Annotated in this window: 12 protein-coding genes; 2 read left to right on the top strand and 10 right to left on the bottom strand. The window is 55.7% G+C overall.

Features of this window, described 5'->3' with window-relative positions; translation table 11 throughout:
- Positions 1-16: 16 nt before the first annotated feature.
- From RGU44_RS08725 to RGU44_RS08700, 6 genes are all read right to left on the bottom strand, one after another.
- The gene (locus RGU44_RS08725; RefSeq protein WP_322216669.1) at positions 17-2,500 is read right to left on the bottom strand and encodes an arsenate reductase (azurin) large subunit; all 2,484 of its coding nucleotides are present in this window, start codon (positions 2,498-2,500) and stop codon (positions 17-19) included.
- 13 nt (positions 2,501-2,513) lie between these two features.
- Entirely contained in the window at positions 2,514-3,011 is a 498-nt protein-coding gene (locus tag RGU44_RS08720) for an arsenate reductase (azurin) small subunit (RefSeq protein ID WP_322178923.1), read from the bottom strand.
- Between the two features lie 309 nt (positions 3,012-3,320).
- A complete protein-coding gene (locus tag RGU44_RS08715) occupies positions 3,321-4,682 on the bottom strand; it encodes a hypothetical protein (RefSeq protein WP_322216667.1) in 1,362 nt (453 codons plus the stop codon).
- Between the two features lie 131 nt (positions 4,683-4,813).
- The gene (locus RGU44_RS08710) at positions 4,814-5,050 is read right to left on the bottom strand and encodes a thioredoxin family protein (protein WP_322178925.1); all 237 of its coding nucleotides are present in this window, start codon (positions 5,048-5,050) and stop codon (positions 4,814-4,816) included.
- Between the two features lie 20 nt (positions 5,051-5,070).
- Positions 5,071-6,108, bottom strand: a complete 1,038-nt coding sequence (locus tag RGU44_RS08705; RefSeq protein WP_322216664.1) for a permease — start codon at positions 6,106-6,108, stop codon at positions 5,071-5,073.
- Between the two features lie 32 nt (positions 6,109-6,140).
- Positions 6,141-7,232, bottom strand: a complete 1,092-nt coding sequence (locus RGU44_RS08700) for an ArsO family NAD(P)H-dependent flavin-containing monooxygenase (RefSeq protein ID WP_322216661.1) — start codon at positions 7,230-7,232, stop codon at positions 6,141-6,143.
- Between the two features lie 252 nt (positions 7,233-7,484).
- On the opposite strand from RGU44_RS08700, the gene RGU44_RS08695 reads away from it, so the two are divergent.
- Together RGU44_RS08695 and RGU44_RS08690 are read left to right on the top strand one after the other, a co-directional pair.
- The gene (locus tag RGU44_RS08695; protein ID WP_322178928.1) at positions 7,485-8,165 is read left to right on the top strand and encodes a class I SAM-dependent methyltransferase; all 681 of its coding nucleotides are present in this window, start codon (positions 7,485-7,487) and stop codon (positions 8,163-8,165) included.
- 168 nt (positions 8,166-8,333) lie between these two features.
- Positions 8,334-8,519 (top strand): hypothetical protein, encoded by a 186-nt coding sequence (locus RGU44_RS08690; protein ID WP_322178929.1) that lies wholly within the window; start codon positions 8,334-8,336, stop codon positions 8,517-8,519.
- Between the two features lie 85 nt (positions 8,520-8,604).
- On the opposite strand, the gene RGU44_RS08685 is transcribed toward RGU44_RS08690, so the two are convergent.
- The 4 genes from RGU44_RS08685 to RGU44_RS08670 all read right to left on the bottom strand — a co-directional run bounded on the left by RGU44_RS08685 (position 8,605) and on the right by RGU44_RS08670 (position 13,077).
- Entirely contained in the window at positions 8,605-9,306 is a 702-nt protein-coding gene (locus tag RGU44_RS08685) for a VIT family protein (protein WP_322178930.1), read from the bottom strand.
- A 76-nt stretch (positions 9,307-9,382) separates the two neighbouring features.
- Positions 9,383-10,366 carry an FAD:protein FMN transferase gene (locus RGU44_RS08680; protein WP_322217793.1) on the bottom strand — a complete coding sequence of 328 codons (984 nt, stop codon included), beginning with the start codon at positions 10,364-10,366 and terminating at the stop codon, positions 9,383-9,385.
- Positions 10,356-12,581 (bottom strand): PepSY domain-containing protein, encoded by a 2,226-nt coding sequence (locus tag RGU44_RS08675; protein ID WP_322216657.1) that lies wholly within the window; start codon positions 12,579-12,581, stop codon positions 10,356-10,358. Before RGU44_RS08675 ends, RGU44_RS08680 begins: the two co-directional genes overlap by 11 nt.
- 25 nt (positions 12,582-12,606) lie before the next feature.
- A complete protein-coding gene (locus tag RGU44_RS08670) occupies positions 12,607-13,077 on the bottom strand; it encodes a DUF2271 domain-containing protein (RefSeq protein WP_322216654.1) in 471 nt (156 codons plus the stop codon).
- Between the last annotated feature and the right edge of the window lie 232 nt (positions 13,078-13,309).

Raw genomic sequence — 13,309 nt, 5'->3', positions numbered from 1 at the left:
GCCTGGACAATCGTCATTACGTCATGAATCTGCGCGACTTGAAGCTGATCGTCTCTTTAAACGCCTCCACTTTCCCGATACGACGGATATTTGCCCATGTCCCTTTGTAATAGGGCACTACGTTTCGGTCGGTCCATGCCGTGGTTAAATCGCCCATAACACCGTTGAAGTGGCCGAACTGCATAAAGGTCTGATTCCGCTTTATATCAGGCTCCAGGTAGGCCAGCGCGTAAGACGAGCCGTAGTCGTTAAATACTTCAACCACGTCCCCGGATGCAATCGCCAAGGATTTTGCATCGTCGGGGTTGATTTCCAGATACGCCATGGGTACGCGCGCCTTCACGAACTCGTTGTATTGGTCGTGATAGAGCGTTTGCCACACCTCATTGATACGTCCATTGTTGATCCAGAACTTATATTTCTCCTTCTGCTCCGCGACCGGTTTTGGCAGCCCAGGCCACGTTGCTGGCTTGAACTCGGCTTTACCGTCCGGCGTGTCGAACGTGTAGTCGGTGTAGAGCATTTCGGTGCCGATCAGTTTGCCATCCCGGTACTCCTTGACGGGTAGCTGGACTCCATTGTTACCCATCGCAATCAGTCGCTCGTAGGTGACAAGATTGCCTGTGTTACCGCCCTGACTATCGATAGGGCCGACGCCCGGCTGACCGGCCATACGAGAGCCGTCATTGAAAGCATCTTCCTCTGTTTTCCAGTCGAAGCCCGCAAATCGCGCCGCCATGTCCTGCTTTCCTTCGGCGCTATACATCTGCCGAAGGGTGTTGGCGATAGCGGCCGCAATCAGGCAATCGGCTTTCGCTGAACCGGGGGGATCCATGAACTTTTGCGACAGACGCATCCTCCGCTCTCCATTCATCGAGGTGAGATTTATCTCGCCCGGATGAGCTGCTGGCAGCATCACATGCGCGGCTTCTGCCAGCTTGGTGGGATAGAGGTTGATATTGGCTAAAAAGAGACCGCCTTTATTTTTCACCGCATCGTAGATCGCGTCCACCCTCTGCGCGGTTGAGCCGCCGCGCACCGTCGCCATGGCCTCCCTAACAATATTGGCGCGCTTCAGAATGACGGTACGGTGTTGCTCTGCATTGAGGGTGGTCTGGAATGGATTGGCCCCCCATGCCGTGTACATCATGCCCTTGCCATTGATGATCTCCTGATCCACATAGATCTTGGTGGTGCCTGGATAAGGGGGGCGCGTGTAACCTTCCTGGTGGCCGCCCATGCGCACCACCCCGGTACCCCGACGTCCTACGTTATGAGTCGCAAGTACCAAGTCGACCAAGGCAGACTGGATCAGGTAGTTGTCATTGCCCCAGATGATTCCTTTTTCGTAGGCGTGCATGGTGTGTGGCCGGTGGCCAGAAGCTTTGGGCTTGTAGGCCCATTCGGCTGCAAGCTTGAGCTTGTCCGCCGAAACACCGGTGATACGGCTGGTTTCCTCAATCGATAACCTATTGGCTTGAAGCGTCTGGTCAAACCCTTTGGTATGGGCCGAGATAAACTCCTGGTCATGCCATTTTTGTTCAACCACGTAGGTCAACAGACCGTTGAATAAAGCGATATCCGTTCCCGGTTCGATATCCAGGTGAAGGACGTTGTCCTTGCCTGCCGCTTGCTCGGCCACAGCGATAGTAGGCGTCCTGCGCGGGTCAACAAAAATCACTTTCGCCGGGGCAACGGTTTCCCCAGGAAAACGCTGTTTGCGTTTGATGACGGTCTGCCCTTGTAAATTGGGGAGCCAGTGGGCCAGGAAGTAGTTGGTTTGGGTCTCGTATGAATTGCAGCCGATGGCCATAATAACGTCAGCCAGCTCGGCGTCTTCATAGCTGTTATTGAGTTCACCAATGCCCATCTCGCGTGTGGCGTGGCACTCGGAGTTATAAGCAGGGCGGTTGTGGATACGTACCAGCGGTGTCTTCAGCGCCGTGAACATCAACTTGCCGGTGCCCCAGGTATTCTCAAATCCTCCTCCGGCGCCTCCGTGGTCGAAGCAGTCAAAGGCGAGGGCGGCTGGCCCGTCATTATCAAGAATCTTCTTGGTAACGCCCGCATAAAGTGCCAGCGCATCATCCCAGCTGGTGTCTAGCCACTGGTCAGCCACATAAATCCGTGGGCTGCGCAGACGCTCCTTGCCCACACCGTCGGAGTTATACATGACCTTGGCCAGTTGACCGCCTCGCGTGGACGAGAGCCCTTTATTAACGTCGCACTGCTTGTCGGGCACAATCATGAGGTTGTAACGCTTGCCGTCTTTGTCAGTGATCGTGTTCTGCATCGCAGGGGTCATGATCACAGCCAGAGGAGGTAGCTGTTTACGAAAGTCGAGCCCTAACGCATTTTCATCGGGTGCCCGTCCACCTTCCAGGTTCTCTGGCCATTTGTAGACGTGGTAGCCACAACCCACGATGCAGAAGTGACAGGCAAGGTTGGTTTTCTGGGCCTCTGGAGGGGGGAGCGCCATCCGATCTTTATTGGTTGCCATTTTAAGCCTCTTATCAAAGGAGGTTGGACTGACGCCCGTAGATCAACCCTTCGACGGCCACTGCACGTACCGAATCGTCATTGGAGTTGTATTCGAGCACTATGCTGGGCAGATTCTCGGTCGCCTGGCCGGAAACCATTTGACCCGTATTTTCAGGATCGAAAATGCTGAAATGGCACGGGCATTTAAACACCCGCGGCCCTGCGTCATAGGTGACCGGGCACCCCATGTGCGTGCATAGCGTGCTGTAGGCAACGATGTCGCGCTCCGGGCCAATGCCACCCGGAACGGGAGCGCCCATCTTGATCAATGCGCAAGGTGAGGAGGCATCGGGATAGAAAAACGAGACAGGGGTGTTGACCTGTAATTTCTGCGCGTTGATGATCGCTTTCATTGGGTAGGGAAGGTTGACCCGCCCTATCACCTGCGGCTCAGGCGTGGTTGCCGCCGCTTGGGTAAAATGGGGTACTCCGATGACTGCGCCCGCAGCAATCCCGCCTCCAACCTTCAAGAAGACTCTTCTGGAAATCGATATCATCTCTGCCTCCGCATGACGCTTGCGATGCAGTTGACTTCGTCTGTGTCGTAAGCGGATTTTTATTTTTGACCCAGTCAGCATAGGATAAAAAAACGATTGTTGCGCTGCCCGTAAAAGCAGCCAATTGACGCTCCTATGTCAACCGATGCGCCCCGATTCATTCAAATCGGCCACAGCCAGAGGGTACAAGTCGCTGCATGTGCTGTTCGACGGCGTTCTCGACCACATCGATTTACCGGAGGTGCGTCAATTTTTGACGACCCAATCAAGCGTCTGCGATGCTTAGGCCTCTGGCGCGGGCCCTGGATATACGGGGGCGAAACCGCCGCCCAACGTCCGGAAGTTGGTGGTCTGGCCTTGATACAGGCGCGCCGCCACCCACTGCACCACGCCGTTGTAGGCATAGTCGCGCACGTCAAATTTCAGCATGTGAGCCGGAATCGTGGCCGACAGGGTCCGCAGTCCAGGGAGAACCAGGGCTTGGGCCACGTAATCGGCAGCAAGAATTTCCTGCCACACCCGCTGGGTTAGCTTGTCGCCGCGATAGGCGGCGCGACTCCCGAATCCTGCACAAGGCTTGAAGAACAGCCGTCGACGCTCGCGCCACAGGCGTTCGGCACTTTCCGGGGTCACCACCTCAGTATGTGGAATGCTGGCGAGTAGCAGGTTTTGGGTGGCTTGCGGCAGGCCCGACGCCTGCAACCATTGGGCATCGCAGAGCAAAGCCAGGTTACGTTTGTCCGCGTACAAGGCATGGGCTTGTGGGTGAGGCGTGAGCAGCGTGGCACGTTCAAGGTAAGCTTGACGCAACGTCGCATTGGCGGGCGCATCGAGAGCAAAGTCGGTCAGGCGGTTATAGACAATATCGATGACCAACTCGTTATGCCGAAGTGCACCACCTCTCAGACTTAGCTCGGAGGGATCGACTATCACCGCTTCCAATCCATGGCGCTGGAACAGTTGCTGGAACAGCAAAAATTCGGGGTATAGATACTGCTGCTCGGGAGCATCGTCGACAATCGCAATGCTGCGCAGCGGCCTATCCAGCCCGTGCAGCGCCCACTCATGGCGAAACATCTCGATTATTCCTGCCTCAAGCGTCTCGGCCCTGCCCGAGGGTGGCAGCAATTGCTCTATGGCCGGGCAACACGCGTGTTGCGCTCGCGCCAGCGCTGCATTGAGCATGGCCCCACCTGCATTGGTGTTGATCTCGATCAGGCCGAAACCACCCTCAGTGACATGGAAGTCATAACCGAAGAACACTCCCTTGGCCCCACCAAGATCATGTCGCGCAATAGTGGGCGAACGAGCCAGCACTTCCTCGCGGTAAGCCGGGAGCGCGATGACCGACTCGACAGCCCGCACGACCTGCGCCATGCGCTCCAAATGGGCCGGGTTGATAAAGACTGGATGCCCGGCGAACAGATAAGGGCAACGTTGCTGTACCAGCTCGAACAGGCCGGGTTGACCGAGCGTCGACTCCAACGCTTCACGCAGTGCCTTGGTGTCCAGGCTGATGCAGAAGCACTGACTGTTGAGGGTCTCTATCGAGATTCCGGCCAGGGACGCAGCGGCGGCGGCCGTCGACAGGAAGGACGTATCGTGATCGAACAAGGGCATAACTGGCATGACTGGCTTAGGCATCTTCGTCTCCGCATGGGCCCATGCGCCAATCGAACCGGGTCTCTTACCCTGAGTCGACAGCGCCTGAGAGGTCGAGAGTCAGGCGGCTCGTCGCTGAGATTGGCGGTGTATATCGATGATGTCGTCCCGGTCTAGGCGCTAAGCCACAGCTCGACCTTATCTCGGCTCGGGATGCCACCGGAATGAACGACCTTGCCATCAATGACGACGCTGGGTGTCGACATAACCCCATAGCTCATGATGTCACGCAGCTCTTCCACTTTTTCCAGCTTCACAGGTACGCCTTTAGCGTTAGCGACTTGCTCGATGATGGCTATCGTCGACTTACAGTTGGAACAGCCGGTACCTAGTACTTTGATGTCTTTCATAAAAACCTCAACGGGTGGATTTACAGAGTTAAGTTGAAGACATAGCCAACGATGAGAATGCCAACGGCCACGACACCAATAAATGTGGCTATCAAGCGAACCTTCAACACCTTGCGCAAAATCACCATCTCTGGGAGGGAGAGCGCAATGACACTCATCATGAAGGCCAGGACGGTGCCCAGCGCCGCACCTTTCGCGAGTAGCGCCTGCACAATAGGAATGATCCCCGCCGCATTTGTATACATTGGTATGCCTATCAGCACCGCGAGCGGGACAGACCACCACGCTTCTTTGCCCATGAAGCTGGCCATGAAGTCTTCCGGCACATACCCATGAATACCTGCGCCAATAGCGATACCGGCAAGGATGTAAGGCCATACTTTCCCGACGATTTCGCGCACGCTGCCAAACCCGGCATTTATCCGCTCATGCAGCGGCATGCTCGTGTCCCCAGCGGTTGCGTGGACCTTGGGCATGTCACGAACCCAGTCCTCTAGATAGGCCTCCATTTTCAAGCGCCCAATGACCCAGCCCGCAACAATCGCAATAAACAAACCCAGACTCAGGTACAGCAGTGCAACTTTCCAGCCGAACAAGCCAAGCAGCAAGGTCAACGCGACCTCATTCACCATGGGGGCGGAAATCAGAAATGAGAAGGTCACCCCTAATGGCACGCCTGCCTGAACAAAACCTATAAACAGAGGCACAGCAGAGCAGGAACAAAACGGGGTAAACACACCCAGAGACGCCGCCATGACATTGGCCATGCCCTCGCTTCGACCCGCCAACATTGCGCGGGTGCGTTCAGGTGTGAAGTGGGAGTTGATCATGCCCATCAAAAACACGATGCCGGTCAGCAGCATCAGCACCTTGGGCGTGTCATAGAGAAAAAACTGTAATGCGCCCCCCAAGTGGCTGTCACGATCAACGGGCAGCGCTGCGACCAAAGCCTCCGACACTGGAATCAGGGCCTCATACAAACCGAACCAAAAAAGCACTGCCACTACCAGAAAAAGGCGGGGGTTACGCTGCGGCCAGCGCACAATCATTTCATTCATGTGTAAAAATCTCGACTTGATCTGACACACTATCAAAGTCCATCGCCTGCTCCAGGCAATGGACCGTTCAGGAACGTATCAATTTCGCTGACCGTGCTGCGCGCTGTCCGTGTCACCCCAATCAAGGTAGCTGAAGCGGCGCCTGTCCACTCGCCGTAACCCACCAGCCACAACCTGGGCTCTCTGATTGAGTGAGTGCCATCGACATCAACGCGGCCTTCATCGTTGAGGACACCCAGCCGGTCCAGATGATCCAGAGCAGGCTTGAACCCTGTACACCAGATCACTGCGTCTACCTCTGATTCTGAACCATCTGCCCAGATAACACCTTTATGGGTAAATCGTTTGAAGGGCCTTACTGTCCCGAGGACGCCACGCTCGCGGGCCTCGACCACGGGGGGCACCATGACAATATCTCCCAATCCACCGACCGGCTGTTCGATCACTCGACCTTCCTGCTGAGCCTTCCAGCGTTCAGTTGCACGTTCGAAAAGCACCCGGCCATCAACCTCGTCGGCAAGGAAAACAGGCTCCTGTGGTGTCACCCAAACGGTGTCAGCCACTTTAGAAACCTCGGCCAGAATTTGCGCTCCGGAGTTTCCGCCGCCTACGACCAGTACGGTCTTGCCCGCAAAAGGTTGCGCCTCGACATACTGCGCCGAATGCCGTTGCTGACCCGAAAACCGGGACGCACCTGGATAGCTCGGTATGAAAGGGTTGCTCAATGTGCCAGTGGCACTCACGACGACTTTCGCATCCCAATACTGGTCACCTGCGTGCACGCGCAGCCCAGTTTCGCTGCGCTCTACTGCCGTGACTCGGATTGGGCGTTCCACTGGAAATTGGTAGCGCTGCTCGTACTGAGTCAGATAACTGATCACGTGGTCTCGCGTCGGATAACCATCCTCCACGGGAGGCATCATCCAGCCGGCAATGGAACTCCAGGTCGACGGCGAGAAAAGATAAAGCGAATTCCAACCATGATTCCAAGCGCCGCCAGGTGTTTTTTCAGCGTCGAGGATCAGAAATGAACGCTTGGTGCGGCGAAGAAAATAGCCGACTGCCAGTGCTGACTGACCGCCGCCGATGATCAAAACATCTACCGAATTGGAATGGTTGGACATGTTGATAAAGGCCTGGGGTCATGAAATTTTTACAAATATATAGGGAGTGAAAAATCTCGTTTTGATCTTGATCAGTCCCCAGTCTGGACAATCAATCTTGACAGCGCTGCGCGGCACGCACGCAACATGGCGGCTTTTGGTCGTGGATAAAACGTTGATGTCACAGGGGTCTCACAAATCTTTCACACGTGTTTGACCTCGCTGCGACTAATGCTTAAGTAGCGTACGACTCATGAGCAATTGGAGAGCACCATGAGCGACCCCATCAAACTGAAGTTTTCTGAAAAGTACGATCAGGAGCAGGTGTCGCAGTATTTTTTGAAACATCAGGATGGGCTTGCTCGCAGGCTGTTTCACCTGCGCAATGAGCACCTCGCGCGCAAGGCACTTTCCCTGGCCGGTGAGCCGGGACTGGTTCTTGATCTTCCGTGCGGAGCGGGGCGGTTCTGGCCTCTGTTGGCGGAAAAGTCTAATCGAGTCATTATCGGTGCGGATCACTCTGCGGACATGATCGAGACCGCATGCAAATCGCAATCGGCGGAGGTGGTCAAGCGAGTACGCGCCTTGCAAATGTCAGCGTTTGAGATCGACTTGCCCGACAATTCGGTAGACAGCATTTTCTGCATGCGTTTGCTGCACCATATAGGTGAACGACAACACCGCTTGACTGTGCTCAAGGAGTTCTATCGGGCTACTCGGGAAACACTAATCATTTCCTTGTGGGTGGACGGCAACTTCAAATCCTGGAAGCGTAAACGTCAAGAGGCATGTCGGCGCGCAGGGGGAGATAAGAGCGATTACCAAAAGCGGTTCGTCATCCCACGGGAAACTGCCGAGCGCGAGTTCAAAGAGGCGGGGTTTCGTATTCAGAAACGCCTCGACTTTATTCCCTTGTATGACATGTGGAGGGTCTACGTTCTACGCAAGGATTGATAAAGTCATCTAGACAACATCGAACTGCGGGCCAAAGCTCACAATTGCGGTGCATGAATGATCGGTTTGAAAAAAAGTGTGGCCAATTGACATAAATTTCACTCAAATTGAGTTACATTTAGTAGCAATTAAATTATTGCACTCACTTGATAGTTATCGGAGATGTATATGACATCTGCAATTGGAAGTTCGACGAGTACGCCGATCATTAGAACTGCTCCTGTGTCCGCTCAACAGGTCAAAACGGTTGCCATGGACAGTGACGGCGATCACGACGGTAGCAAAGCAGGCGAAGTAGAGATGCCTAAAGCAACCTCTGGCAGTGTGGGCACGAGAATCAATACCACGGCATGATACCTGACTGACAGATTACGACTATCTGGCATATCAGTCGTTTAAGAAAGGGAGCCTAGGCTCCCTTTTTTTTGCGCATGAATTATTAGACAACTGCACCGAATGAGGTGCCCACCAGCGCGGTAATAGCCATGGCAAGTGCCCCCCAAAAGGTCACTCGCCACGCGCCTGTTGGAACGCTGGCGCCTCCGGCTTTCGCCGCTATACCGCCGAGCGTTGCCAGAAATAGAAGTGACATCCCTGATATCCACGGGATAACGCTTTGAGCGGGTGCAATAAACGTAACGATCAGTGGCAAGGCTGCGCCGACAAAAAAACTGGCCGCCGATGCCAATGCTGCCTGCAGTGGTTTTGCGCTGAGCGCGTCAGAAATCCCGAGCTCGTCGCGCGCGTGTGAACCCAGAGCGTCGTGTGCCATTAATTGCGTTGCCACTGTCCTGGCGAGATCAGGTTCAATACCACGAGCCATGTAAATGGACGCCAACTCAGAATGTTCAGCAAGCGGATCCTTTTCAAGCTCGGTTTGCTCGCGCACTAGATCCGCTCGCTCGGTATCGGCCTGAGAGTGCACAGAAACATATTCTCCAGCGGCCATGGACATGGCGCCTGCGACCAGTCCTGCAATACCGGTCACCAGTAAAGTACTGTGTGTGGCGTGGGCGGCGGCCACCCCGATTAAAAGGCTGGCGGTCGACACAATACCGTCGTTGGCACCCAATACAGCTGCGCGAAGCCAACCAATTCGCTCACTTCTATGGGCCTCGGAATGTTTGCGCATGAATTTCATTTATGAATTACGCTCGCAGAGAAGGCGTCAATGCTAAAGATAACGTAGCGCATAAAGAGCGTGAAGGGGCTATGTTTTATTCGCGAGTTTCAAGGGTCGTCTGAAGACGCCCGGCAACAATGGATATTTCCCTGAATGCTTCCCCGTCGCGCAATACAAATAATGCGTCCATGCCCCGTGCTTGGGCCAGTTCAGGACCTGCCTCTTCGCCGAGTACCATCAGTGCAGTGGCCCATGCATCGGCGAGCATGCAACTTGATGCGACCACGGTCACTGCAGCTAGTTTGTTGGTCAGGGGTGTTCCGCGCGAGGGGTGCATGGTGTGCGAGTACAGCTGTCCATCAACTTCGACCCAATGCCGATAGTCTCCGGAGGTAGCAATGGCCGCATCGCTGAGTTCCATGATGCCCATGACTTCACGAGTTCCCCGGCGGGGCCGTTCAATCGCAACCACCCAGGGCTGTCCATCAGGTTTGAGCCCGCGTGAGCGCATTTCGCCGTCAATCCCCACCAGATAGTTTGTTATTCCCCAGCTGTCGAGGCAGCGTGCCAGTTCATCCACGGCAAAGCCTTTGGCAATGCCTGAGAGATCAAGCGTCGTCGCTGCACGTTTACGGGCCTGGCCACGAAGCGTATCTATCTCGAGTGCTTGCGTTGCAGGCAGTCGCACCCGGTGTTTTAGCGCGCTGATCTGTTGTGCAGTGGGTTGATGCTCGCCGGGACCAAAGCCCCAGGCATTCACCAGATCGCCCACTGCGATATCAAATGCACCGTTGGATTGTTGGCTGATACGTAAAGCTGTTGTCAGTACGGTGGTCAGCTCTTTGGGCAGGGCACACCATTCATTCTCGGGTGCAGCGTTTAGCAGGTTGAGGTCAGACTCCGGCTTCCACGTCGACATCTGCCTGTCCACGTTGTCGACAGCCTCGAACAGACCTTTGCCAATGGCAGTCTCGTCCACCTCTGGCTTGGCATAGAACAGCGCTGTGTAGCGCGTGCCCATGGTCTCTCCGCTGAGACTGTGTCGGTCGGCAGGGGAGGGCTGATAGTCAGTAGACATCTTCACGGTAGCGTCCTTGTGCCTTGAGTGTCAGCACGGTCAGGTTAAGCGGTGCCAGGACTTCATCGAGCGCGCGCATCACGCTTTTCGCCATTTCCCGACTGCCGCATACCAACACCTGAGCGCCTTTTTCAATCAAACGGCGCATCTGCAGGGCGTCGCCGATGATCCGGTCTTGTACATAGCTGCGGTCGTGTACCTGTGAAAAAGCCGCTTGCAACTTGGTGAGTCGCTGGTCCGCCAGGTAGCCATTGAGCTGTGGCTCATAGAGGAAGTCCGATGCCGGGTGGCGGCCACCCCAATATAGGTGCATCGGGTGTCTGGCGGTGTTGTTACGGATGAAGCCTGCTAAAGGACCGATACCGGTGCCGGCACCAATGAGAATCACCGGAGCGCTCCCGGAGGCAGGGCGGAAGTCTGGGTTGGGCTGTATGAATGCTTCAATTTGCGAGCCAATTGGTAAGTCATGGAGGAGGCTGGAACACACGCCGTCAGGATGCTTGCGCACGCAGATTTCCAGAATGCCATCGGTTGACCCACTGGCCAGTGAGTAGAACCGCGGCAGCACGCTTCCAGGCGGCAGAATCCCGACCAGATCACCTGCTTCGAAATGAGGCAGCCCATCCCCCTTGCGCAGGCGCGCCAGCCAACCCGGTGCGAGCAAGGGCGCTACGGCTTTGAAACGCAGGATGTGCGTGGGTGCCTTGACCTGTTCGCCGTACTCCACGCGTTCCACCAGGTGCAAGGTGCGGGTTTTCGGCTGAACGGGCGTGTGCACCAGCGTCAGATCATGGCCGATCAATTGGCCGACGGCATGCCCCCAACGTGTGAACTCCTGGCTTGATTGTCGATTGATGGTTTCAAGTTCAAGCAGTTGCTGCCAGCCGTGTGAAAGCATGGCGGCTTGCGTATCCTTGGCGAACTGACAAAAGCTCGGAAACTGCTTGTCGCCAAAGCCTAGTACGGCAAAGCCAAGGCCCGGTTTTACAGGTGCGTTCGCCAGTCGTTTGAAAAACTGTCTGGCGGAGGCTGGTGCGTCGCCGTCACCGGTAGTCGCTGTCAGAATAAACAGGCGCTCGGCACTGCGGTACTCAGTCGCCAGTTGGTTCATGGTAGCGGTATGTACACGGTGACCCGCTTGGCTCAAGGCCTCATGTAACGTTTTCGCAAATCCCCAGGTGCTGTTGTTTTCACTGCCCACCAAAATCACCGTGTCAGCGGACTGTGCGCCACTGTTGTGACTGATGTGTGGCATCGACTGACGGCGGCGCCACCAGAGCAGGGCGCCTGTGACGCTCATCAACGGCACGCTCAACGCGCAAATGCCAAGTAACAGGCCAAGCCACCAGAAGCCTTCGCCGGTATGCAACTGGTAGATGAATTCATAGGCATCACGGGCGTTGTCATGAGCCTGGTAAGACAGCAGCGCGCCACTGGCTTGATCAACAAAACCGTCGCCCTGGGCAGTGTGCAGCGAGAACACATCAGTCGGGTTGCCGGGACTGGGGTAGTTTAGCTCGCGCAGATCATTAAGGTCGGTCGCCAGCAGCGCAGGCAACGTCTCGACAGGTGCTGCCCGACCGCCACTCATGGTGCTCGGGAAAGCCGACTCCTGCTGGGTTCCGTCAGGGATGAACTCGAACATCACCGCTGACATATACATACCCGTCAACGCGGATAGCAGCAGACCGAGGATCGCGAAACGCCCGACTTCAGCGTGCCAGCGTTGGCTGAAACTGCCCTGCAGCGGGCGCAGGATCTGTCTCCAGCCGCCCAGTCGTCTTGCCAGCAATGCAGCGCCGGAGGCTGACAGGATCAGTATCACCAAGGCTCCAATACCTGACATCGCATGGCCGGGCGTGCCCAGCAGCAATGACCTGTGCAAGTCTTTCACCCAGCGTGAGAAGGCTGACGGTGCATAGGGCGCAATGCCTTGTCCGGTCATGGGGTCGACAAGCTCGGCGCCCGCCTGACCGTCCTGGTTGTAGTAAACGATGATCGAGCCAGAAGCGCTGCGCCGAATTTGTTCAACCGCTGGATAGGTATGCGCCACCCGGCCCGCCAACTCGGCAACGTTCAATTGGCCGACTGCGGGCACAGTTGCGTTCATTCGTTCTATGGCTGGATCAATTGACAGGATCGCGCCGCTGATGGCCAACACCATAACCAGCAGGGCAGCGATAAGGCCGGGCAGTGAATGAAACTGGCGAAGCATGTTCAGCCTCCAATAGGTGCCGAAGTCACATGTCGTAGGTAAAGGTTTCTACATAACCGTTGCCGGTTGCAGGCTTGCCCGCACCTTTAGTCGTCAGCGGTACGACAACGTCAGCGCGAACCTCGCGTTTGTTCTCGACAGCGCTGTCGATGCGGATCTGATAGCCCGCATCAATCAGGGTGTCAGCCAGTTCTACACTGACTTTCAGGGTGCGCCCGCTACCGACGCTGGCACCACTGACCCCGTCAAACTCACTGGACTTCAACCCGCTGCCGCGAGCCCAGTCAGGAAGGTGTTTGTAATACTTGGCTTTCCTTCCGGCGACCCAGAGGGTTTTCTGATAGTTGCCATTGGCATCGGTGACATAAAACGCCAGATAAGCATCGTTGCCGTTGTAGTTTTTTAACTGGGTGGTCAAGGTCACTTCGCGCGCCTGGGCTAACCCTGGCAGGGCGACGGCACCGGCGAGACACATTGCAGCAGCAATCTTTTTCATGGTGGGGTTTCCTGTTAGAGCGTTGTGGCGGAATACTGGCCTTGCTAGCTGAATGCAACCTGAAGGCGTGAAAAAAGTTGATCAGGTAGTTTTCAGCTGCGGGGCAAGGACGCTTGAGTGACTGAACATGATTTCTCTCCCGCTTGAGTCTCTGTGGCATACCCTAGCGGGAGTCCCTGACAGCAACCTGAATCGTGCTCGAAGCGGTACTTCAGGTTTTATTCAGGTGCAG

It is taken from the genome of Pseudomonas sp. 5C2 (genome assembly GCF_034314155.1).
Classification (GTDB): domain Bacteria; phylum Pseudomonadota; class Gammaproteobacteria; order Pseudomonadales; family Pseudomonadaceae; genus Aquipseudomonas.
This window is presented reverse-complemented; position numbering and strand designations above follow the sequence as displayed.

Bases quoted from the DNA above. Each gene is read 5' to 3' on its own strand.
- RGU44_RS08725 (WP_322216669.1), bottom strand. From the start codon at position 2,500: ATGGCAACCAATAAAGATCGGATGGCGCTCCCCCCTCCAGAGGCCCAG.
- RGU44_RS08715 (WP_322216667.1), bottom strand. From the start codon at position 4,682: ATGCCTAAGCCAGTCATGCCAGTTATGCCCTTGTTCGATCACGATACG.
- RGU44_RS08710 (WP_322178925.1), bottom strand. From the start codon at position 5,050: ATGAAAGACATCAAAGTACTAGGTACCGGCTGTTCCAACTGTAAGTCG.
- RGU44_RS08705 (WP_322216664.1), bottom strand. From the start codon at position 6,108: ATGAATGAAATGATTGTGCGCTGGCCGCAGCGTAACCCCCGCCTTTTT.
- RGU44_RS08700 (WP_322216661.1), bottom strand. From the start codon at position 7,232: ATGTCCAACCATTCCAATTCGGTAGATGTTTTGATCATCGGCGGCGGT.
- RGU44_RS08695 (WP_322178928.1), top strand. From the start codon at position 7,485: ATGAGCGACCCCATCAAACTGAAGTTTTCTGAAAAGTACGATCAGGAG.
- RGU44_RS08690 (WP_322178929.1), top strand. From the start codon at position 8,334: ATGACATCTGCAATTGGAAGTTCGACGAGTACGCCGATCATTAGAACT.
- RGU44_RS08685 (WP_322178930.1), bottom strand. From the start codon at position 9,306: ATGAAATTCATGCGCAAACATTCCGAGGCCCATAGAAGTGAGCGAATT.
- RGU44_RS08680 (WP_322217793.1), bottom strand. From the start codon at position 10,366: ATGTCTACTGACTATCAGCCCTCCCCTGCCGACCGACACAGTCTCAGC.
- RGU44_RS08675 (WP_322216657.1), bottom strand. From the start codon at position 12,581: ATGCTTCGCCAGTTTCATTCACTGCCCGGCCTTATCGCTGCCCTGCTG.
- RGU44_RS08670 (WP_322216654.1), bottom strand. From the start codon at position 13,077: ATGAAAAAGATTGCTGCTGCAATGTGTCTCGCCGGTGCCGTCGCCCTG.